A 25161-nucleotide genomic window follows, 5' to 3' on the forward strand; every position below is an offset into this window, starting at 1 on the left:
CGTCGGGGCACCCGGGTCTCACGCGCTGGTCCAGCCGGCGGCCGAGGGCAGCGGCACCCGGCCGTTCATCGCCTCGTGGGTCTGATCGTCGCGGGCGAACTCGGTGCTGTTGGACACGTTGCTCAACGAGGCCGACAACCACTCGAAGAGCTCCTCGTACTTGAGGCCCTCCAGCGGCGCGGGGCTGCGCTGCAGCGACAGCCGCCCGAGCTGCTGATAGTCCACCCGCGGTCCTGCGCCGACCGCGAAAACCGTGACACCGCGCGCGGATTCGACGGCGTTGAGCCGCGCGACGGCCTCGTCGAAGCCGTCCAGGTTGGGCTTGCCATCGGTGAGCAGGAGAATCCACGGCCGGTAGTACTGCAGCCCCGCGGCCTTGTAGGCGTGCTTGCGGTCCTCGAGGATGTCGAGTGCGAGGTGGATACCGGCGGCCATGTTGGTGGTCCCCGACGCGGTGAACGCGACGGGCTGCAACGTGCGGGCCTCCTGCATGGGCACCAGCACGGTGGCCACCGTCCCGAACGTCACCACGGCGACCTCGACCCGCTTGCTCGCCAACACCTCGTTCTGCAGATAGCGGGTGAACGCCGCGAAACCGCGCTCCAGCGCCGCGATCGGCTCGCCCTGCATCGATCCCGACACGTCGGCCAGCACGACGCAGGCGACGCGGGGGTCGGGGTTCGCATCGTTCAGCGCGACCGACCAACCCCACTCAGACATCGCCGACTCCCCGTCTCGACTTGACCACCCGTCCGGGAGATCTTCGCATCGACGGGCGCACGCGTCGCACCGAATGACGCGGAATGTCAGTGCCGTTCGGTGTCACCGCCGCCGTAGGTGGTGCCGGCCGCGAAGCGTTGCGTCGACTCCGCCAGTACCTTGGCCACCCGGTCGGTGCCGGGCGGGGGGTCGGGGCGGAAGATCTTGGCCGTGGCGGGGGCTGCCTCCTGCGCGCGCGGGATGGCGATCGTCGGCGGTGCCTGGGACACCGCAGGCTCGACCGGCGGCGCCCACGAGTAGGTGGTGATCGTCGTCGTGGGGGCCGACTCCGGCTCCGGCGCAGTGTCTTTCGGTGCGACGGTGGTGCCTGTCGACCGGTCCGCCGTGCTGGTCACGAACGCGATCACGACCAGGGCGACGCCGAGCACACACAACGCCACATCGAAGGTGCTGGTGATCTGTTGGCCCAGCGTGTTGCCGTACACCTCGGTGATCGCGTCCGGGTTCAACGGCGGCACCCGCGGCACCAGCGCCACCCCCACGATGACCCGGCACACCGCCAGGACGAACAGCACGCCGTACCCGATGCTCAGCAACATCCGCGGCGCCGCCTTGCCCGAGCTGTTGAGGAACAGCCAGACCGCCACGACGGCCGCGACCAGGTCGAAGGCCATCAACGTGGTCGCGTAGTACGGCGGGGAAGGCAGGGCCAGTGCCGACGCCAGCATGAGATCCACGATCCGCAGCACCGCCGACCCGCCGCACCAGACGGCGATGAGAACCAAGCACTTTCGCGCCGCTGACCGCCAGACGTCGACCGCGTTCCGGTTGAGCGCGGCCAGCACAGTCACCGTCGCGATGGCGCCGGCTCCGGCCACCCACGCCAGGTAACCCTCGAATCCGACACCCGCGGTCGAGGTGTTCTGCGCGATGCCGTGGAAGGCGTCTAGGTCGCGCCCGACGGGCAGCAGCCACGTGAACACGCCGGCGACCAGTGCCGCACCCGCGAGCAGAACTGTGGCCAGCCCGGCCTCCCGGTTCGTCGACATGAGCCAACGGCTGGTGATGACCACCGGCAGCAGCGCGACGACGGCGTAGAGCACCGCGGCGACGGTGACCACGAGGTTCTGCGTCCCGGTCTCGGCGTTGCCGATCTGCGGGAGGACAAACCGGGTGCGCCAGTACAGGTTGAACGCGACCGCAGCGATCGCGAGAACCAGCGAGACTACGCCGATGATCCGGCAGGCCTTGCTCCCAGAGCGGTCATCGCCGACGGCCGCGATCACCGGCGCCGCGCCGAGGAGCGCACCGCCGACCGCGAGCCATGCGCCTGGACCCATTCCCGGTGGGACCTCAGCGGTTCCGCCCGCCCGTACCGCCTGCACCACTGCATAGACCAGGAATGCGAACGCCATGGCCAGCATCGGGCAGTTCAACGTGATTCGCAGCCGGTTCAGCGTCGCGAGATCACTTTCGTCCCTGTTGATTCCGCGGCCCACGTGGGTCAGGACCAGCGCGGCCAACGACGTCAGCGCCGCCACGATCAGCAGGCCCATGATCCAGCCGGGGCTGCCGGCGATGGTGATCCCGGTAGCGATGTTCCACGGCAGCAGGACCGCCAGCGTCACCAGCACCGCGGCGACCGCGTCACGGATGACGTTGGCCCGGTGCAGCCGTTGGGACGCCGTGGCCGGGTCTTCGATTGCGTTGCTCATCACCGATCTCCGATACCGCTAGTTGCTTCCGGATCCGAACAGCCCACCGCCGAACGGCAATTCGGGCAGTTCGAAGGACGGCAGATCCGGCACCGAGGGTGCTGCCGGCGCCTCGGGTTCCGGGGCGAACGTCGGGATCTCCAGCTTCGGCAACTCGAACGACGGCAGCGAGGGCTGCTGCACGGGCGGCGAGGGCGGTTCGTACACCGGAACCTCCGGAACGTCCGGCACGGGGATCTCGAACTTGGGCTCCGGGATCACGACCGGGGGCTCGGGCGCCTCCAACACCCGCTCCGGAATCTTCGGCGACGGCTTGGGTAGCTCAATCACCGGGTCCGGCAGATCGACGGGCGGCGGCTTGGGCAGCTCCACCGCCGGCTTCGGCAGCTCCACCGCCGGCTTGGGCAGACCCACCTCGGGCTTGGGCAGACCCACCTCGGGTGCGATCCCGCCCGGGTTCAGTCGCGTGACGGGACCGTCGGGCGACGGGCCGGCGCCCGGGATGTTCACAGGCGGCGTCGATCCCGATGGCGGGCCGTCGCCCGGGAGCACACTCGAGACGTCGATCCCTTTCTCGGGCAGATCCACCCCCGAACCCGGGACCAGACCCTCGGACACGGTCCCGGGGTCGATGACCGGACGCGTGCCTTTGGTACCGGGCAGCGATTCGCCGACCTCCGGCGACAGAATTCCGCCGAGGATGGGTGCCGGCGTCCCCTCACCCGGCCCACCCGTCGGGACGAGCCCCTGCAGGGCCGTCGTGTCGACGATCTTGGTGTCGACAGGCAGCACGTCCTTGGCGACGGTGTCCACGGCGCCCGTCTTGAAGATTTGAGGCGGTATCGCATTGATGTCCGTCGAGGTGCCCTCGAGGGTGTCGGCGACGTCGAACAGCTCGCCCTTGGTCTGAGGGACGAGGGCTACTCGACCGAGATCGCTCAGATCCGGGAATGCGCCGGAATTCCCGGCGACGGAGTTGACCGCGTTCAGTCCGGCGCTGGTGGTGCCCGCGACCGCGTCGATCGCGGTTTGGCTCAGCAGCCGCATGTTGCCGACCAGCGCCAGCACCTGGCAAGGACTCCACCGCGTGAAGTCCGGAATCAACCGGGTCACGTACCCGGAGGCATCCGGGACACTGCCGGGCCCCACGATGCCTTGCGGCTGGATCGCGGCGCTGAACTGCGTGGCGTCCGGCACCACGCCGACCGTTCCGTCCCGGTAGAGCTTGATGACCTCGGCGCCGGCGTCCCCGGTACCGCGCGAGGCGTTGAGCATCTGCGGCCGGAAGGTGCGGGCCTCGGGCTCGACACCCGGCGGCGGCACCTCCTCGATCATCGTCCAGCCCGGCCCGTCCGGGGTCACGCCCTGTCCCGGAGCCACCGGAAAGTACTTGCCCGCCAACGAATCGTCGGTCAGCCGAACCGCCTGCTCCCGCACGTCGGGACGGATGTTGAGCGCGACGGTCACCGCCAGCGCGGCGAAGCCGACGACCACCACCGCGGCCACCGTGCTGCCCAGAAGCAGCGCCCGCGGCCGGTCCGCCGGAGCGGCCGCCTCCTCCGCGGATTCCTCGACCTCGTAGTCCTGCGAATCCACGGCGCTCAACGGTCGCATCGGGGTCTGCATCGGCACGGCGGCATCGGCGATGCCGAAATCCTCCGCGTCGTCGACCTGTGAGTACGCCAACTGCTGCGCCTGGGGGCTCAGCATGGTGTCACCCCAGTTCATCGAGTCGATCAGAGCCTGTCCCGCAACGGAATTCCCCGGCCGCCGGGTTCCCGCCAGCGCCGCGCCGCGCGCGATCGCGGACTCCGGGTCGTCCACGAACTGCAACGGCACCGGCGACACCGCCTGCAGATCGGCGGTCAGCGCGTCGTCGACGGGTGCACCGAGCACGATCACGCTGGTCGCTCCGCCGGGTTCCTCGCCGAAGCGTTCCAACAGCGTCCGGTAGGCCGCGCCCCGGTCACCGCCGGTCACCGGTTCGACCGCGATCAGTGAGGTGGTGTCGGCGGCCGCGTCGACGATCGTCAGGGCGGCGGTGTCCGCATCGCTGGTCAGCGTCGCGGTGGTGTCGCCGCCGACCAGGCTGCGGGTCACCTCGGTGACCGCATCGGAGCGCGACACCACGGTCACGTTGGTCAGATCGGCGTCGATCAGGGCATCGCGCACGCCGGCCGCCGTATCGGGGTCCGCGCTGCAGACACTGGTACCGACGAGCCGGTGCCCGGACTCGGTCAACATGCGGTCGGTCGATGCCAGCGCCGACACCACCGCGTCGACTGGCTGGTTCGACAGGTCGATCGCGGACTGGTCGATGACCGCGTGCGGGGCGGTCGCGTCGAGTAGCGCGATCCGCGCTTCCGCCTTGTCCAGCACTACCCCGAGCGTCACGTCCATCCCGAGTTCCCCATCTCTCTATAACGCTGCGAAATATCTCTGGCCGTCTCGCCGGTAGTGCAGGCAGACTTTAAAGCCTCATTAGTTGCGATGTGAGCAAACCAGTCATCGCAGCCGCGACTCATCCTCACATTTGCACCTTCGGCCCAGGTATCCGTCGTTCGGTCGACGCGGTCAATATTTGCGAATGCGAACATTTACCGCACCGCCCCCGGCTCCGGCAGATAGAGGTACAGGCCGACGACCACGGCGCCGACCACCACGTACACCCCACTGATGACCATCGCGGCGCGGGCCAGACCCGACCCGCCCTGACCAGATGTCTCGATCTGACGGTGCGCCACATAGGACAGCGGCAGCGTGAACAGCGCCGTAACCAGCCCGAACACGAGAGTGGTGACGAACGTGGCGACCGCCAGTCGATTGAGCGGCGGTGCCGGCGACAACTCGGGGGCAGTGAATCCGGCGGCCGGCGCCCACGTGGCGCCGCCGGAGATGTAACCCGCGCCGAACCTGCCGGGCGGCAGCGTCGAGTCAGCCACCGCGCGTGCCCTCCTGACGGTCGTACGGGTTTGCCAGGAAAGAGTTTCTCATGTGCCTCTCAGGTTGAGGCAATCGTACGATCGGGCGACAGCGATTCCCGCCCGATCCGTCCGGCAAAGACTAATCTCTTCACGACCGCGCACCCGCCCACAAGCTCGGTGCGCAGGTTTCACCCATCACAACCCGATCACGGATACGTACGTCGAGTTCGGCGCGGAACGGAGTCAGCTGGTGGCGGGACAGCCAGGCGGTGCGGCGCTTTCGTGCCCGCAGTGTGGCTCCGGCCTGCCGCCGCACGCCCGGTTCTGCGGGACGTGCGGTCAAACCCTCAGCGGCCGCATCCTCGTCCCACGTCCGCGGGCCCGCGCTGCGCCCGTCGACGAGCCGGCCACGCCGCCGGACACGGTGACACCTGCGGGCGGCGGGGTCCGTTGCGCTGCATCACTACTCGATCTGGCCGTCATGATCAGCCCGGCCATGCCGCTGTCCACCGCCGGCGCCGTCCTCGGCGTGGCCGAGGTCGTCTACGTCGTCGTGCCGGTCGCGTTCGTGGCGGTGTGGATCTGGCTGCAGATCTGGCAGGGCCTGACGGGCAACACCTTCGGGAAGGCCATGCTGGGGTTACGGCTTGTCCGCGCCGCCGACCACCGGCCGCCGGGGGTTGGCGCCACGGTACTGCGCGGCCTGGCGTTCGTCGCCACTCTCGGCCTGGCCGGCCTGCCGGTGCTGCTGAGCCCTCAACCCGCCGCCGCGTGGCATGACCGGCTCAGCGGCCTCGGCGTGCTCGACGTGACGACCGGCGCGAACCCGCTGGGCCAACCCCGACAACGCACGCTGCGCCGGACGCCCAACCGCGGACTCAACCGGGTCGTGTCACCGGTTCCCGTATCAGGGAGACGCGGGTAGATGCAGGCCAAATTCATCCTCCGCCGGCCAGACGACAGCAGAGCGCAGCTCGCCATCACCGCCGACGCCACCGCGACGGTGGCCGAACTGGCTCAGGCGTTGGCCGCCGGCGACCCCGATCAGCGTCAACCGCCACCCGGCACCGGGCTCACCCTCAAGGTCGAACACACCGCCTTCGACCGCGGCGCGGCCGGACGGCTGTTGGATCCGGCACGCAGCCTCACCGATTCGGGTCTGCAGTCGGGGTCGACGGTCAGCCTCGCGGCGGCGCCGACGGTCACCCACGGCCGCAGGCGGGGCCGCACCGCGGCCGTCGCCCGCATCCTCGACGGCCCCGACGCGGGACTTGAATTTCCTCTGCCGCAGGGTAACTCATCTGTGGGCACGGGCCTCACCAACGACGTCACCCTCACCGACCACGGGCTCACCGACGTCCACGCGGCGATCACCGTCGGGGAGAGCATCGAGATCGTCAACCTGGCCGGGCCGTCGGGGGTCTGCATCGGCGGCCAGCCGGTGCAACGCGCGATCGTGGGGGCCGGCGACGTCGTGCAACTGGCCGCCACCTCGCTGGCGATCCTGCCCACCCTGCGGCCCGGGACCACCCAGACCGACAGCGTGGCCATCGAGTTCAACCGGTCACCTCGGGTGGTGGCCCGGTTCGACGAGCACGAGTTCACCGCACCCAGACCACCACAACCCCCCGAACCGGCCCGCTTCCCCATCATCTCGGTACTCGCGCCACTGATCATGGGGCTCATCCTGTTCGCGGTGACCCGCAGCATGCTCGCCGTGGTGTTCATCGCGCTGAGTCCAGTGCTGATGGTCGGCATGTACATCGACACGAAACTGCAGGCGCGCAGGCGCCAGGAGAACGAGGCGAAACGGTTCGCCGACTCGCTGCGCGCCCTTGCCGGCGAGCTCACCGAGGCCCAGCGGGTCGAGCGCGCCGTGCGGCTGGCCGAAGCCCCCGCGCTGGGCCAGGTTGTCGAGGCGATCCACCGGCTCGGGCCGCTGCTGTGGACGCACCGCCCGGAACACCCCGCCTTCCTCACCGTGCGGCTCGGGCTCGGGGATGCGGCCTCCCGCTGCCGGATCCGGTTGTCGGACAACGATAGCGCCGAGATCGAACACACCGCGCAACTCAACGATCTGCAGAGCCGGTTCAGCACGGTCGAGGATGTGCCGATCGTGGCGAACCTGCGCGAATCCGGTGCGTTGGGCATCTGCGGGCCGCGCGGCGTGGTCGACGGCGTCGCCCGCGGCATCGTCATGCAGCTCGCCGGACTGCACTCCCCGGCCGATCTCGCGATCACCGCGTTCAGCTCCCCGCAGTCCCGGGCGTCGTGGCAGTGGCTGGAGTGGATGCCGCACACCGGCTCGATTCACAGCCCGCTGTCGGGCAACCACCTGACCGACAGCGCCAACGGTGGGCAGGCGCTGCTGTCGCGTCTCGAGGACCTCGTGAAACAGCGAGCCGCTCGCGAAACACTCAGTGGCGACGACACATTGGTCGTTCCGGCCGTGATCGTGCTCGTGGAGGACACCGCGCCCATCGACCGGTCCCGACTCACCCGACTGGCAGAACAGGGCGGGCCGGTCGGTGTGTACGTGGTGTGGGTGGCCACCCAGGTCGAGAGCCTGCCCGCCGCGTGCCGCACCTTCGTGCTCATCGAGAACGAGTCCGAAGGCGCCACCGTGGGCCACGTCCGCCACGGCCGACACACCTTCCCGGTGGCCTGCGAGAGCATCGAGGTCGCCGACGCCCGGCAGGTCGCGCTGCTGCTGGCACCGGTGGTCGACGTGGGCGCGGCTGTCGAGGACGCAACCGACCTGCCGCGCTCGGTGTCGTATCTGACGCTGGCAGGCACTCGGATGGCCTCCGACCCGGCAGCCGTCGTCGCACAGTGGGTCTCCAACGAATCCGTGCTGACCCGCATCGGCAGGCCGCGCCCGCCCGCCGGTCAATCGGCCGGTCTGCGGGCGCTGGTGGGTTCTACCGGAGCCCAGGAGCTCCACCTCGATCTGCGCGAACACGGTCCGCACGCCCTGGTCGGCGGGACCACCGGATCAGGCAAGAGCGAGTTCCTGCAGTCGTGGATCATGGGCATGGCCGCCGCGCACAGCCCCGATCGGGTGAGCTTCCTGCTGGTCGACTACAAGGGCGGCACCGCGTTCGCCGACTGCGTCGGGCTGCCGCACACCGTCGGCCTGGTCACCGACCTCACCCCGCACCTGGTGCGCCGGGCGCTGACCTCGCTCGGCGCCGAGATCCGCCGTCGCGAACAGCTTCTCAACGTCAAACGCGCGAAGGACCTGATCTCGCTCGAACAGACCGGTGATCCTGATACGCCGCCGAGCCTGATCATCATCGTCGACGAGTTCGCCGCGCTGGCCTCCGAGGTGCCGGAGTTCGTCGACGGGGTCATCGACGTCGCGCAGCGCGGCCGCTCACTCGGACTGCATCTGGTGCTCGCAACCCAGCGACCGGCCGGGGTGATCCGCGAGAACCTGCGCGCCAACACCAACCTGCGGATCGCGCTGCGCCTCAACGATATCGACGATTCGCTCGATGTCATCGACGATCCGATCGCCGCATCGTTCCCGCCCGAGATCCCCGGCCGGGCGGTCGCCAGGACGGGCCCGGGACGGCTGACCGCATTCCAGGCGGCCTACGTCGGCGGCTGGACCAGCGAACAGCCCGCGCAGGCCCCGATCGAGATCTCCGAATTCGTCTTCGGCCGCCGCCGGCCATGGCACAACCCGACCGCCGCCAAGGGTGCGGTCCGACCGAGCGGCCCGACCGACATTGCGCGGATGGTCGGCACCGTCCGCGCCGCGACGCAGCATCTGCGAATCCCGTTGCCGCGCAGACCGTGGCTGCCCCCGCTGCAGGCCACCTACGCGCTCGAGGACCTCGCCCCGCAGTCCGACGGCCCCGCGCTGGTGATCGGCACGTGCGACGTTCCGACCGAACAGACCCAGACTGTCGAGACGTTCTCCCCCGACGACGCCGGAAACATGGCGATCATCGGCACCGGCGGCGCCGGTAAGTCGACCGCTCTGCGCACCTTGGCGATCTCGGCGGCGCTCAACCCGCACGACGGGCCCGCCCACGTCTACGGGCTCGACTTCGCCTCCGGCAGCCTGAAGATGCTCGAGGCGCTGCCGCACGTTGCGGCCGTCGTCGGCGCAGACGACGAGGAACGCATGGGCCGTATCCTGCGCCGCCTCACCGCGCTGTTGGAGAACCGGGCGCGCCGCTTCGCCCGCGTCAACGCCTCCACACTCACCGAGTACCGCAGGCTGGCCGACCCCGACGAACCGCGGGTACTGCTGCTCGTCGATGCCATCGGCCCGTTCCGCGAACAGTACGAACACGTTTCGCACACACCGTTCTTCGCGATGCTCAGCCAGCTCGCCTCCGACGGCCGGATGTTGGGCATCCACGTCGTCATCACCGCCGACCGCCCGGCCGCCATTCCGTCCTCGCTGGCGTCGACGATTCAGCGGCGTCTGGTGCTGCGGCTGGCGTCCGACGACGACTACGTGCTCGCGGGAGTGAGCGGCGACATCCTGTCGGCCACCTCACCCCAGGGCCGGGCCATCCTCGACGGACGCGAACTACAGGTCGCCGTGTTCGGCGGCGACGCCAACGTGGCCGTGCAGGCCCGCGCGATCGAGCGGTTGGCCGAGCAGATGCGGCGCGACCGGTTCGCCGCGCCCAAACCGGTGGAGCGGCTCTCCGACCGCATCGAGTTCGACGCGCTGCCGGTCAGCACACCGACCGGTGCGGCGGTGATCGGGGTGGCCGACGAATCGCTTGCCCCACTCGGCATCACCCCCGCTGGGGTGTTCATGGTGACCGGACCGCCCGGCAGCGGCCGCTCCACCGCCCTGGTCACCCTCGCGCAGGCCGTCCGCCGGCAGCACCCATCCGCGCAGATCGTGCACCTCGCTCCGTCCGTGTCGACCATCGCCGGTCTGGACGTCTGGTCGAGCACGGCGACCGGACAGGACCCGGTCATAGACCTGGTGAACCGGCTGACGCTCGCCCCGCCCCCGCGTGGCACCGGTGAGCTGATGGTGGTCATCGAGGGCATCGCCGACTTCGGCGGCACCGCCGCGGAGAACGAACTGGCGCGCCTGATCAAGACGATCGGCGACGCCGCGCTCGTCGTCGGCGAATCCGAGGTGTCTGGTTGGGGTCAGGCGTGGTTGCTGGCGCAGCCGTTCAAGACGGCCAGGCGCGGAATGCTGCTGTGGCCCAGCGGTGTCGAGGCCGACAGCTTGTTCAACACCTCGATCGGCGTGATCCGCCGCAGTGACTTCCCGCCCGGGCGGGGCGTGCTCATCGAGCGCGGTAAGGGGGTGTGGATGCAGGTGGCGCAACCCGTGATCTGACCACACAGCACGACAACGAAGAACGACACATAGGAGGAAGACATGGCACTTTTCGGGCAGGACATCGATCAGGTACGTCAGTTGGCGACGCAGCTCAACGCGAAGGCGGGCGACATCGAGGGCGTCATCGCGCAGCTGACGTCGGCGGTCAACTCGGTGCAGTGGATGGGACCCGACGCCGAACGGTTCAAGGCCGACTGGCAGGGCCAGCACGTGCCGCAGCTGCGCCAGGTCGTCACCGCACTGCAGAACGCTTCGCAGAACGCCAACCGCAACGCCACCGAGCAGCAGCAGGCCAGCGTCTAGGCACGAACCACGAATTCGGGTGCTCGTGCGCAGCCCGCCCGGCTGCGCACGAGCACCGAGTTCCCGAGGAGGATGAACATGACCGTCACCGGTGCCGATCCCGGCCAGCTCCGCACCACCGCAAGCCAATTCATCCAGGCGGCGGACCGGCTGCAGAGTTCGATGAAGGGCCTCAACGGCTTCGTGTCCAACGCGGCGATCTGGCGCGGCCCGGATTCGGAGCGGTTTCGTTCCGAGTGGAACGGCCAATCGGTGTTCGCGCTCAACGCCGCGATCAGCGCGCTGCGTTCCGGTGCGGACGTCCTGCGCCGTAACGCCGACGAGCAGGAGGACGCCAGTCGCGCAGACGGGGCCGGCAGTGCGGGAGGGCGAAGCGATACCGACGCCGCCTGTTACCCGCAGTCTCCCAGCGGGCTGAACGAGATGTGGAAGCAGCTCGAGGACACCCCGAACGGATGGGACCCCTTCGGCCCGGACATGTCGGGGTACCGGGTGCAGAAGGTCATGGTCGACGGTGAGGAGAAGTACATCGTCTACATCGGCGGCACCGTCCTCGCCGGCAGCCAGAACTGGGGAGCGAACGTCAACGCCATCAGCGGGGGCCTGGATGACGCACAGGTCAAAGCGTTGCAAAGGCTGATACCCGCAGACGCGGAGGTCATGTTGGTCGGCTACAGCCAGGGCGGACTCGACGCCCAGAACATCGCCGCCTCCGGGAAATTCAACGTGCAGCAGATCGTGACGTTCGGGTCGCCGGTCCGCAACGACCTCAACATCCCGGCGGTCCACCTGCAGTACGGGCAGGACATCGTGACCTCGGCGTCAGCTGTCAACCCCGGTATGTGGAGCAACGCAGCCCAGGACAGCAACGACAACGTCGAAGTCTTCTCGGCGAAGCCGAACCCGTTCACCGTCTTCGGCATCGGCGAGCATGTCGCAGGTTACGGCGAGTTGTCCGAGCAATGGGACGACGCGGTCAGCACTGACGCCGACACCCGAGCGGCCGGATCCGCCGCAGGGCTGAAGAGCTTCCAAGGTGACGTCGTCGACCAGGTCGACATCGATGACAAGGGCAGCGGCTCCTGGTGACACACCCGCAGAGCGGCTGGGCGGACCCCAATCCGCCGGACCCGCGCAACCCGCGCACCACAATCATCCTCGCGGTGTCCGGGGCGTTGTTGACGGCGCTGGTGGTCGCCGCCCTGATCGGGGTCGTGCTGTTCACCGCCGGCGACGACCAGGACGGGACGGCCGGCGAGGCCGCGCTGATCGCCGCGAACACCCCCACCGTCGACGCCTTCACCCGATCCATCCTCGTTGCACCCGTGACGATCTCGGATCAGACGGCCGCCAAGGCCGCCGAACTGCTCGAGCAGATCCCGGTCCGCGCCGACCGCGGGGTGCGGGTGGTCTCCGGTCGCCAGCCGGGCCTCTACGGCGCCACCGGCCAGATGTCTCCCTGCGATGCCGTCACCTTGGCCAACGACCTCGACGCCGACCCCGCTACCGGGCGGATCTGGGGATTGGCCCTTGGCATCACCCCGCAGCAGATCCCGCACTACCTCAACACGTTGACCGCGGTCGTCCTGCTCTCCGACACCTGGGTGACCACCCACACGCCCGCTGACGGTGTCCCCGACCCGAAACAGGCGGTGCTGCAGGCAGGCAGCGCCGTGCTGATCGACCCGCTCGGAGTTCCCCGGGTCCGGTGCGCATCCGGCTCGCCACTGGCTCCGCCGGACAACGACACGCTGGCTCACTACCGCCTCGATGGCGAGCAGTGGCCCGCGTTCAGCCTGCAGACCGTCGTCGCGGTCAAGTACGCCGCCACCGACAACTCCGGCGCGGCAGCTGAATTCACCCTCACCGATGTCGACACCGGCCGGCAGATCGTCCAGCCTGCCGGCGGCGTCATCGACCTCGGCGGTGCGTCGGTACCGCTGCCCGATCCCGCGGTCATGAACATCCCGCCCGACCGTCCAGAGAGTAGGAACCGATGAACCCGAACGGACACGCCGACTACCTTCGCCAGGCCGAGCAGCACTTCAGCGCGGGCACCCCGCCGAATGCCCGGCCGATCGGGGGCACCACCAGCAACGCTGAGCATCAGAATATCGCCCTGCTCCCCGGTGAAGACTCCGTGTTTGCAGGCGATTTCACGCCGTCACCATTGCTGCGCCACATCAAGACCGGTCTGGTGGTCACAGGTGAGCGCGTCATCGTCCGGCACCCGCAGTATCTGCTGTTCGTGATCCGGGTCGGACACACGGAGTCGAGCACGCCGCTCAGACACGTCTCGAGCACGACCGTCGGCCGCCAATTGTCGCAGCGGCGGGTGCTGTCTGCCGCCGTCGCCGGTTTTGTCGGGTTCACCATGTTGACGTCGAGCTTCGGCATGATGGGGATGGGCCCACTCGGCCCGCTGCTGCTGCTCGTCGCGTTCGGCTTGCTCGGGTTCGCGGCGTTCCAGTTGTGGATGGCACGCGGCCTCGCGCTGATCGTCACCCACAGCGGGGGCGGAGCGCTGCGCGTCGATGTCGACAAGGTCGAGTATCCGCACATGCTCGAAGCGGAAAGCGTGATCCAGCAACTTCTCTCAACGCCGACACCGGCGCCGGCGCCCCGCGCGTCGTCTCCGATCTCTCCGTCCCGCGAAGCTCCCGCCCCGCCGGCGCAGCAGCCGTTCGCCACGCGGACCCGTCCACCCGCACAGCCGACGCCGCCCGCGCAGTACCCGCGGCCTGTCACCCCGCCGTCGATCTGGCGTGGTTAACGCCTCTGGTGTTCGAGAATCAGCTCCACGGACACCGGTTCCGCCCCTCGCCGTACGGTGAGTGTGTTCGCGCGTACGCGGATGACGGTCGTGTCGCCGGTGCTGTCGAAACCGCCCGGGACCGCCGCCACGGCGACCCCTGACGTCGTCGCTCCGTCGGCGAGCCGTGCGCCGGTGTAGTAATGGGACTGGAAGATGCCCGCCGACCGGCACACCACGAACACGGTGTGCTCGGTGCGGCCGATCATGACCATGCCCTCGTGAGACTGGCACCGCGCGGGATGATCCACGAAGCCGAGGATGTCGGCGCCGCCCACCTCGCCAAAACCGGTTATGGCGCTGACATGCCCGGTGCCGGAGGATGATTCGACCCCCGGTTCATCTCTCGTCGCAACGTAGAAGACCGCGGCGGAGGTCACCACGAGCGCGGCGGTGGTCACTGCGCTGCCGACGACCCGCCAGAGTCCGTCGCTGCCGACCGACCCCGCCGTGTCCGGATCCGGGCGCATGACCGGATCGTAGGGAGGGACCGCGGTAGATGTCTGTCGGCTGTTCGGGCGACCGGCTAGTTCTGTGCGCCGGCGTCGACACGCTGCCGGATCGTCAACCACGCCGTCTGCCCCGACCACATCAGTTCGGCGCCGTCGACGTCGATGTCGCGGCCCGCATCGCCCGGGGCCACCTCGCAGACGACACTGACCGTGACCTCGTCGGCCGCGGCGGTGACGACGACGCGCGCGGATACCGTGGCCAGCGCGATCACCTGCTCGACCCGGCGCACGATGCGGTCGACGTCAGCAGGGTCGTAGGGCGGGAGATCACCATCGAAATGCACGGTGACCTCGACACCGCGGTCTTCGGCGGCCTCGATCAGCGAGCGGATCTCGAACAGCAGCGGATGATCCGCCCGGAGTCGGTCGAACAACGTTCTCAGGCGCCGGGATTCGGCCCTGGCCCGCCGACGCATCTCGGAGGTCACCGGCTCGCCTCGGCTCAGCGCGCGCAGCAGCGGGATGACGCCGGCCATGATGTCGGCGTACCGCTTGAGGTGGTCCGCCTGCAGCGCGGCCGCGACCTTCTCGGCTGTGACGACCTGTAGCAGGTTGTCGTGTTCGGCCCGCGCGTCGCGCGCGGCCCGGGCGGCCCACGAGATGAACAGCGTCGCGAACATCTGCGGGATCAGCGCCCCCGCGAGGCTGAGGCCGAGGAAGACCAGCATGGGCTTACCGGGGTCACGGACGAACGCGATGATCGCCGGGCCGCACCAGTAGGCCAGCAGCGTGCCCGCAGCACGCCGGGTGTCCCACCTCAACAACAGCGGCAGTAGACAGAAGCCGACCGCGGCGAGCGCCCAGTTGGCGTGGGTGGTCAGCTCCCGGGTGGTCAGTAGCGCCGGCTGCAGGAACGCGATGACCGCCAGGACGCCCGCCGCGACCCACGCGGGGCGCCGCTCCCGGTAGAACACGGCGGGCACCGATGTCAGTGCGCACAGGCCCGCGAGCGCGATGAGCCCGAGCTGGGCGTCGCCGTGTCGTTCGTAGGCAGCGATGGGTGGGGCCGCGGTGGCGAGACCGATGATCGCGTACGCGGTCAGCGCCAAGGTGTACGCCGCGCGCAGCCTGCCGATGAGGCGGTCGGCGCCGGTGGCCGCGTCGACGGACGCCGCGATGGGCCGATGGGCGGGCCAGGACAGCTCGGCGACGGTGCCCTGGGCGGGCGCCGAGCGTATCGACCCGCTGCCGCCGACACGGTTCATCCGGCCCACGATGGACGCGCGGATGCCGTGGCCCGACAGTCCCGCGCCAGGCGTGAAACCGATGCCGTCGTCGGCGATGGTGACCCGGTCGTCCGCGACGTCGATCCGGATAGTCTTCGCGTCTGCGTGCCGGTCGACGTTATTGGTCACCTCGCGTGCCGCCGACACGATCGCGCCGGCGAGGTCGCCGCGCAACCACAGCTGCTGACGGCCGGTGAACTGCACCGCCGTCCGCAGGAACGCGGTCTCCCTGCGGAGCACCTCGACGATGTCGACGGTGAGCGCCGGCGAGGTCCAGGGCGGGTTCTCCAGCAGTTCGAGGTCGCGACGGGCCTGGGCCGCGAGTCGCTCGTCGGCAACCTGGGCGCCCTGACCGACCATCAGCAGGGTTGCGGCCGCCGTATCATGAAGCAGCGCAAGCTGTTCCCGGTCATAGTTTCGTCGTGCCGCCGACACACTGCGGGCGATCTCCGCCGCCTGCCGCTCGTCGTGGGCCCGGTCGACCGCGCCCGCGATCCGCCACGACATCATGCGGATGACGGTCGTCGCCACCCATCCGGCGACCAGGTAGTAGAGGTCGGCCACCCGGCCGACGTCGTCCCACCCGACGACCTGCGCTGTCCCCCACCCGTAGGCGGACACGATCACCACCGTCATCGGAGTCGCCAGACCCGGCCGGATCTCGATGACGAATGTCGCCAGTGCGACGCCGACGATCGTCTCGGCGGCGTTGTGGGTCTCGAATGCGGCGGCGCCGCCGGCGATCATCCCGACACTGCACCCCACCGCGACGATCCAGCAGAAGTCCGCGGCGGTGAACTGCCATAGTTGCGACCGGGTCGCCAACCGGTAGACCGACCAAAGCCCGAGCAGGATCAGGAGCAGCCGTCCGGACGGGTGCGCGGCGACGTCCCCGTCGGCCACCGCCGCGAGCACGGCGACCACCAGGCTGGTGGTGTGCCGGACGAGCAGGCACACCAAACCGACGCGACGGGACAGGTGACGGCGGGCCGGACCGGCTCCCCCGACCCTAAGCGCGGTACTCACGCTGGCTAGTCACCCCAGTAGTTCACGATGCCGACCGCGGCACACACCTGCGGTGCGCTCAAGGCAAAGCTAAACCGAGTCGCGGCGGTGTGCGCGGCCTTCGGAGATGACCGACGGAAATTCCTCCGATCGACCGACAGTGACGCCCTTGGACCGGCGCCTCGCAGCCCATAGACTCACGCACGGCAAACCCTTGTGCCCGCGCCGGTTGCATCGCAGGCGCGCGTCCGCCGCCCGTCGAAGGCAGGTGTGGTCATCAGGCTTTCCACCGTCGACGGCCCTTCCTCCGTCGACGACGTGTCGCGGCAGCACCTGATGCGACGCGCCGCGACCGTCGGCCTGCTCATGCGGCATTGCGTGAACGCCGGCGTCGCCGCGATCGCACTCGCCGAGCCCGCCTCAGGTGTGGCCCCGGCGGGGCGGTGGCTGCTGACCGGTGTGCTGCTGTGGTCGTTGTTGCGGACAGTGACCCGCTCCCAGTCCTACGCCGTCACCTTGATCGACTTCGGCGTCACCCTGGTCGTCTGTGCCGGAATCCCGCTGCTGGTCGCCGATCCCGGCTTCTACCTGACCAACAGCGCTCCGCAGGCCATCGCCGGCACCGCCGTGGTCAGCTTCGCGGTGTCGCTACCGGCGGCGGTCACGTTGCCGATGAGCGTCGCCATCGCCGCGACGTATGCCGCAGGCACGGCTGAAGTCGTCGGACCCGAACAGGTGTGGTCGGTGCTCGCGGTGTACTACTTCGCGCTGCAGTGGGTCACCGCGTCGTTGATCCGGGCGATGTTGCTGCACGTGGCCGGCACGGTCGACAACGCCCGCCGGGCCCGCGAGGCCGCTCAGCTGGCGCGCGAGGTCGACGAGGCGGTGCGGGCGTTCGAGCGCGAGCAACTCGCGCTGCTGCACGACACCGCCGCGTCGACGCTGCTGATGGTCGGCCAGGGTGCCGACCTGCCGCCCGAGCGGCTCGCCGCGCAGGCGCGCCGCGATCTCGACCTCCTGCGCGAGGGGCCCTGGCCTCCCACCCCGGCGCGCGTGGACGTGGTCGGGGCGCTGCGCACCGTCATCGCCCACGCCCGGACGCCCACGCATCTCGAGGGGCGCGAACAACTCCGGGTCGACGGTGAGGTGGCGCAGGCGGTCATCGCGGCGACCAGGGAGGCGTTGAACAACGTCGACCGCCACGCCCGCGCGACCAAGGCACGCATCGTGATCGGTGACGACTCCGTGTCGGTGCTCGACGACGGCGTGGGGTTCGACCAGGCCTGCGCGGCCCGCGGGCACGGTATCGCGGAGTCGGTGTCCGCGCGCATGACGCGGGCGGGCGGATCGGCGTCGGTGCGGTCCGCGCCGGGTGAGGGCACCAGCATCGTGCTGAGCTGGTCTGCGCGGCCCGACCCGCAGGCGCCACCGCCGGTCGCCGATCCCGACGGTCTCATCGACCGGGTCCGGCTGATCTATGGAACGGCGTTGACGGCGTACGCAATCGCGAACCTCGTCACGACCGTGCCGTACGGGGTGGCCCAGGCCGGGCATCCGACGGTGCAGACCGCACTCGGCGTCGTCGCCGGAATCTGCGCACTGCTCGCACTTCCCGCGCTGCGTGGCCGTCCGTGGATTCCGGTGTGGCTGAACCTCGCCACACTGGCCGGCGTCATGCTCACCCAGATGACGCTGCTGGCACCGGAAAAGACCGGCACTCAGGCCGACTGGGTGCAGGGCGGGGTCGGCTGGTGTGTGCTGCTGCAGGTGCTGCCCATGCGCACCCGACACGGGGTCGTGATCCTCACCGGCTTCTGGCTGGCAGCGGCCGCCGTCGAGGTCGGGCGCTATCCGACGGGCAACGCCCTGGTCAACATCGGCCTGGGGACCGCGAGCATCCTGGGTGTGCAGCTGTTCGCGTTGATGTTCGACGGACTGATGCGCGACGCCGCCGCGGATGTGCACGCCGATGTCGCGGCCCACCGTCGGCTGGTCGTCGCCGAGCGCGTGGCCCGCGCCGTGGCCGAGGACAACCGGCGCCGGTACGCCACCCTCATCGCCAGCGTCGTTCCGCTGCTGCAGCGGCTGGGCGACGGTGAGCCGGTCACGGACTCCATGCAGCGCGAGGCCCGCGCCGAATCACGAAGGCTGCGAGCACTGTTCGATCAGTCGAACAGCCTCGCTCATCCGGTGATACAGCGGCTGCGCCCCGCGATCGACGCCGCCGAGGCTTGGGGTGTCGACGTGACCGTCGACACCGGCAGCGATCTGCCGCCGCTGGACGATGCGGCCGCCGCCGCCCTGGCCGCGCCGTTGGACACCGTGCTGTCGGCCGATATCTCGAGCGCTCACGTGGTGCTGGGCGCCGCCGGTGATTCGGTGAGCCTGAGCGTGGTGTGCCGCGGCGTCGTCGATCCGCCCGCCTTGGCGGCCGCGGTGACCGTCCACGGCGGCGACGTCGTCGTCACCGACGACACGGTGTGGTTGATCGTCGAGCGGTCCCGCGCGGCGACGCCGTGAACGCGGTCAGCTGGTCCGCCGTGACATCCGGAGTCGGCCCGGTTCCACGAGGGGCCGGGCATCCACTTCGTGAATGGTCGGGCTGAAGCCCGCCATATCCTGTCGGACAACATGTTCGGTGCGCGCCCGGCCACGCCGGCGGCAGAATTCGACGTTGCCCCACACCGTCGTGCTCACGATGCCGAGACCGATCAGCGCCCAGCTGAGTGCCGTCGCCGTCATGGCCAGGACACCCGTTCGAGCAGCACGGCGGTGCTCATGGGGTCGAACCGGGCCAGCGCACCCGCCAGTTCCCGCGCGTACCGCTTGTAGATGTCGTGGCCCAGCGACCAGGTCACCGCGGGAACCCAAGACGCGATGTTGTTGCGCGCCAACCCACCACAGACATGGGTACTCAGGCTGGTCGAGCCGTCGTCGAGCTGGGTGATGGCGACGTCGAAGGACATCAGCTCGGCGTGGGCGATTCGAGTGCGCACGGAGAAGGACAGCCGGCCGGGCGCCGCACCCTCGAATCTTATGAACGCCTTGGGGAACCCGCCCTGCACCTCTTCGCTGACGTCACGGGCGAGATGAGCGATGCGGTCCGGCTCGATGCATGTCTGCGCCCGGAAGCTCGCGCCCTGTTGGGCGGCGGGGGCGGTCATCGACGCTCCGATCGTCCGGGTTTCGCTCATTCGGAACGTTACGGAACGCGGCGGCGCGCGTCTGTCGCTCGAACGGTCGACACGGAAACCACGGCTGCGCCGAATACGCGGGCCGCGCTGGGCTTCTCGCCTTTCAGACGAGGTCGGAGAGGCTCAGGATGCCGTCTTCGATGGCGCGGGCGAGCAGAGCCGACTTCGTCGGCGCCGGCCTGCCGACCGCGGCGTACTTGGCCCTGGCTCGCTGCAGGTGGGTGCGAACGGTGCTGGGTGCGATGTAGAGACGCTTGCCCACCAATTCCTTGCTCTCCGTCTGGAACCAGGCAACGAGCACTTCCTTCTCCCGCTCCGACAGATTGGGCCGCCCGGCGGCGTTGTCGTTGAGCAGCGCCCGCGCCATCCGCGGGCCCATGTACGGGGTGTCCGAGGACGCCGCATGGACGGCCTCGATGAGGTGGGCGCGGCCCTCGGACTTCGCCAGGTAGGTGATGGCCCCCAGATCCAGACAGTTGAGGATGATCTCGTCGGCGGTGATGTGGGAGTAGACGACGACCCGGTGCCCTGACTCGCAAAGCTCGCGCAACGTGTCGAACGAGGGTCTGTTGCCGTCGATCTGCAGGTCGAACAACACCACGTCGACATCGGGTGACGCGACCGGGTATCGGTCGATGAAATCCTGGGGTGCGAGGTAGTTCCCGAGGAAGCGAATCGGCGGGTCCGCCTCCGCGCACCAAGCCTGCACTCCGGCATGTACGACGTCGTGATCGTCGATGATGACGACGCTGACCGGTCGCCGTTCGTCGTCGGCGACCTGCACCGCCACCCCCTCAGCAGTCAACTGGTCAGTCATCAGGGCTCCCCCCCGGCACCTTCACGGATCGCCACCCGGTCCTGGCGCCGATCTCGACGCGCGCGACCACCGGCGACATTCCCGTTGCGCGCCCCCCGCGCATGGCGCAGACCTTAGCCAACAAAACCGCGCTTCGCACGCCCTAGCAGCAAATTCGCAGGTAAACGGCGGCGAATTGCCCATCATTGGCGTCAATTATGCCCGCGCCGAGACCAGCTGACCGTCGCGAGTTCATCGGTCCCGGTGAAATCCGCCGTCGGCTTCCGTCGCGGGGCACCGGGGCCGTTGCCGAATGCTTCGGCCATGGTGATCGGGCGACCCGGCGCCGGAGGTCGAGCAACGAGACCAGCGGGGGCCAGACGTCAGCAGGGCCGGAAGCTCGACAGTTCGGTGGCCGGCACACCGTCGGCGGCCGCTTGGCCGCGGCAGATCGAGCTCGGGAAGCCCGTGTAACGCGTCCAGCTGTCGCCGACCAGGCGGACCAGCGACGAGGCGTCACCGAGATCGCCGGTGGTCACATACGCCCAGCCCGGGGAACACCGCACCACCTGGAGCGCCTGGCCGAGATCGGCGGAGATGCCGCCACCGTCGCACGCCTGGCCCGCGGCGGGTGTGGCCGCGAATGCGCTCGGCACCGCGGCGATCATTACCGCCTTCGCGGCAATCCTCTTGACTGACAAGATGCACCCCTTCGCCCGGTCCTATGGACTTCAAAACCACTCTGACGCAGCGGGAGTGCTCGCGGTATCGGTCGTTGGGACGACATCGGAGCCGTCAGCGGCGGTAGTCCGTGGTGCCGCGCGAATCGCGGGAATTGCTGATCACTTTCGCGTAGCACTCGTCGACGGGGATCGCCCGCGCGTCACACCACCCGTTGGCGGCGTGCGCGTCGGGGAACGTCACGCCGGCGATGGTCACCCACCAGCCGCGCAGATCGAAGGTTCGCCACTCGTCGCTCCAAACCAGGCGTACTTCGGGATACTGCCCCCGCATTCGCAGGTGCTGCTGCAGGATCTCGCACGGCGTCCACGTCACCATCCGGCCGTCGACATCCGGTGCGACCAGACCCGGCTGTTTGGAGGACAACTGGGCCACCCACCGGTCAGCGAGAGAGGACTGCACATATGGCCGGTCCGCGTCGACCTGGGCTCTCAGGGCGGCCATGGTGTCGGCGTCGCTGCCGCAGAAGACCTGTCCGCCTTGCGGATCGGAACTCACCGAACGTTGAGGACCGTTGGCGGTGGGCCCGGGGGCGCTCTCGACGCGGCCGGTGGTGCCCTCGTCGTCGCACTCCACTACTTCGTTTCCGGAAGCCCCTGCTTCCGTGACGGCTTCACCATTCGATGGCCGACCGACGTTGTCGCCGAGGGTGTTCGGATGCCGTGAGTACGTGCCGCTGTCGAAGGTGAGCTCGACGAGGGCCGACCCGGAGTCCTCCGGCCCCAGGACGAGCGGATCCTGGGAGAAGTCGAACGTCGCGGAGCAGATGAGTCCGCGCTCGTCCCTGATGGTCACCCTCAGCCGGTTCGTCGACACGACATCCCCGCCGGGACAACGCGCTTTGACCTCCATCACGACGACGAGCGCACCGTTCTCGGCCCGGTACTCGACGGGACGCAGCTCCGGCGTGCGACCGCATCTGGTGACCATCGAGCCTGACGTGTCCGCGGCTTCAGCAGCACCGGCGCGCCCGGGGCTGCCGGCCGGCCCGCCGGTGGGCGGGTAGAACGTGATCACATCTGTTGCGGCGTAGGCGAACCCGGCGCCGGCACGCCCGACGAACATCCGGCCGCCGGTCCCGGTCATCGACCAGGCCTCCTCCCCGGTCGCCAGATCGATCGCCACCAGGCCGTCGGCGGTGACGGCCATGACGCGACGGCCGTCGGACAGCTCGAAGTCCCCGACCTCGACGCGGCTCGTCCACAGCTGCCGGCCGGTGGCCAGGTCGAACGCGGTGAGCGGACCGTCGGCGCGGCCGCCGCCGAGCACGGTGTCGCCGACGATGGTGTGCAGCTCCGACACCCCGCCGGACGCGGTCCACAGCTCGCGCCCGGTGGCGAAGTCGTAGGCGGTGCGGCCGGCGATGTACGGCACATGCGCTTCGGCGTCGACCAGCCACGGGTCGGCCACCGCTCCGCTCACCTCGCGCAGGATGTCGCCCTGCGTGTCGACGATGACCGTGTCGACGGTGTCGGGATCGCCGCCGTGACACCGGCGGACTGTGAACCCCTGTCCCGGAAACACTTTCAGCTCGGTGACCTCGCCCGGCAGCAACCGCCTCCCGTCGGCGGCATCTGCCACCACCATGCCACCGTCGTTGCCCGAATACACCACGTCGTGGTCGACCCCGTCGTAGGTGGTGTCCCCGGAGCCCGGACAGGATTGCGAGCCGTCGCCGACCGGATAGCTCCGGCGCCAGGTCGCGTCCAGCGCGTCCGGCGTCCCGCGCGTCATCGACCGGACGTTGGCGGCGTAGTCGTAACTCGTCGTGTACACGGCGGAGTCGTGAACCTCGACGGAACGCGTCTCCTCCGAGACTGCGATCCTGTGCGCGACTGCACCGTCCGAGATCCGGAGAAAGTGGACATAGGGCGGAGCACCGGACCCCGGCGGGCCGAAGTGCGACTCCTGTCCCAGGCAGGGCAGCAGACCGTCGACGGTCGCCGTGGCGCACACCGGATGGAACCCCGCGTCGGCGGTCCACTTGACTGCCCCGGACTCCGCGTCGATCGCGACGAGCGTCGCACCCCGGTCGGTCTGCGGCAATACCGCGGAGGTGATCAACGTATCCCCGACGTCGATGAATCCGGGCCGTTGGTACTGATAGGACGTCGCGTCGGGACGGATGAACGCCGCACCCTCGAAGATCGTGGCGGCGTTGACCCGCCAGCCGGTGGACGGCGGGTCGGGGAATGTGTTGCGGAGTTGCCCGGCGACGGCGCGGCCTGCGTCGTCGTGACTCCGACCCTTGAGGAGGAAGTACCCCGCCCCCAGGAGTGCGACGGCGGCCACGACGCAGACGGTGGCCACGGCGACGGCCTTCGACCGGCGTCGCGTTGGCTTCGATTGCCGTTGCGGCTCAACAGTTCTCGGCGGCAAAGCCGGTGCAGGACCATCGGCCCAGAACTGCCAGCCGGCGGGTGCGGGCGGCCACGCCGGATCCGGCGTCCAGTCCGCCGGGGGGTCCCATCCCCGAGGCACCGGCCATCCGGGCGGCGGATTGAAACCCACGCGGCGGATACTTCCACAGCCACCGCAACCGGGATGTCACACGTTCGGATGAATCGCCCGGTGCCTCGAACACGCCACCACAACGCTGTCCCACCCGCAACTCCGCTGATTTCGGGGCTTCGGTGCGCTAAGACAGGAAGATGCCGACCGCATTCCGCTACCCGCCCACCGGCCGCCGCGCCCGGCTCGTGAACGCCGCCCGCACGCTCGGCATCGACCTCGTCCCCGACGGCGCCACGGCCCGCCGGTTCATCGAGGGCCTGACCGAAGGCGATCCCACCGCCGAACGCTTCGTCGCCGAGACCTACCACGGCGACCTCGGCGCGCGGAAAGCCCGCGACCTCGTCGAGCAGGCGCAAGAACAAGGCATCGACACCGTCCCCGACGCCCCGGCTTCCATGCGCACCCTCTTCGCCGAATTCGAGACGCGACCCGACTGGCTCGACCCCGACCTGCTCGAACAGGGCGCCGCCGTCTGGCGCCGCTGGGCCTACGCGCTCGGCGCGCTGGGCAACGCCGGCACCAACGACACCTACACCGAGGGCTGGCTCGCCGTCCCGCTGTCGTTGTCCGGCGGCTACGCCGGCGACCGGGCGCTACACCGCTACCTCGAGACCTCCCGCTGGTGGATCGAGGTCAGCCGCCCCGGCGCCCTGCTCACCCCCAACTCGCCCGCCCGCAACATCTCTCTGCACGTGCGGATCATGCATGTCAGCGTCCGCGACCGGGTCAGACGCCACCCCGAATGGGACGCCGAGCGCTGGGGTCTGCCGATCAGCCAGTCCGCCATGCTGCTCACCCTGCTCGGCGGCAGCGTCGCCCCGGCCCTCGGCCTGTTCGCGCTCGGACACCTCACCTCACCGCACGAGATGCGCGCCGTGCTGCACTTCAACCGCTACTGCGGCCACCTCGTCGGCGTGCGCTGCGACGGCTACTTCCCCGAGACCGTCGCCGACGCCTGGCGCATCCTGTTCATGGCCGACGCCGCCCGCAGCTACGACAGCGCCGAAAACGGCGCCGAACTCGTCGAATCCTTCGTCCCCGCCTTCGAACCCACGCCCGCCCATCGCGGCCTCCAACGCCTCAGAGCCACCTACCATTACAGAATCCAGGCCGGCTACCTCGGCCTCTACATGCTGCCGTGGAACCGCCGACGCTACCGCCTGCCGTCCGCATTGCCAGGCGTCGCGCTGCTGCTCGCGAAGGCACCGGTCATCGCGGCTCTCGAAGTCGCACGACGCCTCAGTCCCCGGGTCGACCGCCGCTGGCAGCAGGCCAACCTCAGACGGTGGGAGCGCTGGCTGGAATGGCAGTCCGCGGGTAAGGCCCAGAAATTCGAGGCAGCCACGCCGCTGCGCCGTTAGCGTGGA

Annotated in this window: 18 protein-coding genes; 8 read left to right on the top strand and 10 right to left on the bottom strand. The window is 69.5% G+C overall.

Annotated elements, in window-relative coordinates:
- Positions 1 to 18: 18 nt before the first annotated feature.
- The 4 genes from G6N49_RS19225 to G6N49_RS19240 form a co-directional block, all read right to left on the bottom strand.
- Complete coding sequence (locus G6N49_RS19225; RefSeq protein ID WP_011854629.1) at positions 19 to 720, bottom strand: vWA domain-containing protein; 702 nt, start codon at positions 718 to 720, stop codon at positions 19 to 21.
- An 86-nt stretch (positions 721 to 806) separates the two neighbouring features.
- On the bottom strand, positions 807 to 2435 hold the full coding sequence (locus G6N49_RS19230) for a DUF7937 domain-containing protein (RefSeq protein ID WP_011854628.1): 1629 nt from the start codon (positions 2433 to 2435) through the stop codon (positions 807 to 809).
- An 18-nt stretch (positions 2436 to 2453) separates the two neighbouring features.
- Entirely contained in the window at positions 2454 to 4835 is a 2382-nt protein-coding gene (locus tag G6N49_RS19235) for a DUF7159 family protein (protein ID WP_011854627.1), read from the bottom strand.
- Positions 4836 to 5032: 197 nt separating this feature from the next.
- Complete coding sequence (locus G6N49_RS19240) at positions 5033 to 5377, bottom strand: DUF4190 domain-containing protein (RefSeq protein ID WP_011854626.1); 345 nt, start codon at positions 5375 to 5377, stop codon at positions 5033 to 5035.
- Between the two features lie 232 nt (positions 5378 to 5609).
- Between G6N49_RS19240 and G6N49_RS19245 the strand changes: the two genes are divergently transcribed.
- The 6 genes from G6N49_RS19245 to G6N49_RS19270 all read left to right on the top strand — a co-directional run bounded on the left by G6N49_RS19245 (position 5610) and on the right by G6N49_RS19270 (position 13767).
- On the top strand, positions 5610 to 6284 hold the full coding sequence (locus G6N49_RS19245; protein WP_011854625.1) for an RDD family protein: 675 nt from the start codon (positions 5610 to 5612) through the stop codon (positions 6282 to 6284).
- Complete coding sequence (locus G6N49_RS19250) at positions 6285 to 10688, top strand: FtsK/SpoIIIE domain-containing protein (protein WP_011854624.1); 4404 nt, start codon at positions 6285 to 6287, stop codon at positions 10686 to 10688.
- Positions 10689 to 10730: 42 nt separating this feature from the next.
- Entirely contained in the window at positions 10731 to 10994 is a 264-nt protein-coding gene (locus G6N49_RS19255; RefSeq protein ID WP_011854623.1) for a WXG100 family type VII secretion target, read from the top strand.
- A gap of 78 nt (positions 10995 to 11072) precedes the next feature.
- Positions 11073 to 12083, top strand: a complete 1011-nt coding sequence (locus G6N49_RS19260) for a WXG100 family type VII secretion target (RefSeq protein ID WP_011854622.1) — start codon at positions 11073 to 11075, stop codon at positions 12081 to 12083.
- The gene (locus tag G6N49_RS19265; RefSeq protein WP_011854621.1) at positions 12080 to 12994 is read left to right on the top strand and encodes a DUF6777 domain-containing protein; all 915 of its coding nucleotides are present in this window, start codon (positions 12080 to 12082) and stop codon (positions 12992 to 12994) included. Before G6N49_RS19260 ends, G6N49_RS19265 begins: the two co-directional genes overlap by 4 nt.
- The gene (locus tag G6N49_RS19270) at positions 12991 to 13767 is read left to right on the top strand and encodes a hypothetical protein (RefSeq protein WP_011854620.1); all 777 of its coding nucleotides are present in this window, start codon (positions 12991 to 12993) and stop codon (positions 13765 to 13767) included. Before G6N49_RS19265 ends, G6N49_RS19270 begins: the two co-directional genes overlap by 4 nt.
- Here G6N49_RS19270 and G6N49_RS19275 read toward each other — a convergent pair.
- Positions 13764 to 14207, bottom strand: a complete 444-nt coding sequence (locus tag G6N49_RS19275) for a hypothetical protein (RefSeq protein WP_163647423.1) — start codon at positions 14205 to 14207, stop codon at positions 13764 to 13766. The two genes, G6N49_RS19270 and G6N49_RS19275, sit on opposite strands and share 4 nt — an antisense overlap.
- Before the next feature lie 125 nt (positions 14208 to 14332).
- Complete coding sequence (locus G6N49_RS19280) at positions 14333 to 16570, bottom strand: ATP-binding protein (RefSeq protein WP_011854618.1); 2238 nt, start codon at positions 16568 to 16570, stop codon at positions 14333 to 14335.
- A gap of 249 nt (positions 16571 to 16819) precedes the next feature.
- On the opposite strand from G6N49_RS19280, the gene G6N49_RS19285 reads away from it, so the two are divergent.
- Complete coding sequence (locus G6N49_RS19285) at positions 16820 to 19069, top strand: ATP-binding protein (protein ID WP_235679547.1); 2250 nt, start codon at positions 16820 to 16822, stop codon at positions 19067 to 19069.
- Between the two features lie 218 nt (positions 19070 to 19287).
- Here the strand turns inward: G6N49_RS19285 and G6N49_RS19290 are convergent, their stop codons facing one another.
- From G6N49_RS19290 to G6N49_RS19305, 4 genes are all read right to left on the bottom strand, one after another.
- Positions 19288 to 19713, bottom strand: a complete 426-nt coding sequence (locus G6N49_RS19290) for a hypothetical protein (RefSeq protein ID WP_011854616.1) — start codon at positions 19711 to 19713, stop codon at positions 19288 to 19290.
- Between the two features lie 133 nt (positions 19714 to 19846).
- Complete coding sequence (locus G6N49_RS19295) at positions 19847 to 20560, bottom strand: response regulator (protein ID WP_011854615.1); 714 nt, start codon at positions 20558 to 20560, stop codon at positions 19847 to 19849.
- A 362-nt stretch (positions 20561 to 20922) separates the two neighbouring features.
- A complete protein-coding gene (locus G6N49_RS19300) occupies positions 20923 to 21195 on the bottom strand; it encodes a hypothetical protein (protein WP_133056640.1) in 273 nt (90 codons plus the stop codon).
- A 139-nt stretch (positions 21196 to 21334) separates the two neighbouring features.
- Positions 21335 to 23590, bottom strand: coding sequence for a BamB-related PQQ repeat family beta-propellar protein (locus G6N49_RS19305; RefSeq protein WP_049771744.1), 2256 nt, complete (start codon positions 23588 to 23590; stop codon positions 21335 to 21337).
- Positions 23591 to 23931: 341 nt separating this feature from the next.
- Between G6N49_RS19305 and G6N49_RS19310 the strand changes: the two genes are divergently transcribed.
- A complete protein-coding gene (locus G6N49_RS19310) occupies positions 23932 to 25155 on the top strand; it encodes an oxygenase MpaB family protein (RefSeq protein WP_011854612.1) in 1224 nt (407 codons plus the stop codon).
- Positions 25156 to 25161: the final 6 nt, after the last annotated feature.

The organism is Mycolicibacterium monacense (assembly GCF_010731575.1).
GTDB lineage: Bacteria > Actinomycetota > Actinomycetes > Mycobacteriales > Mycobacteriaceae > Mycobacterium > Mycobacterium monacense.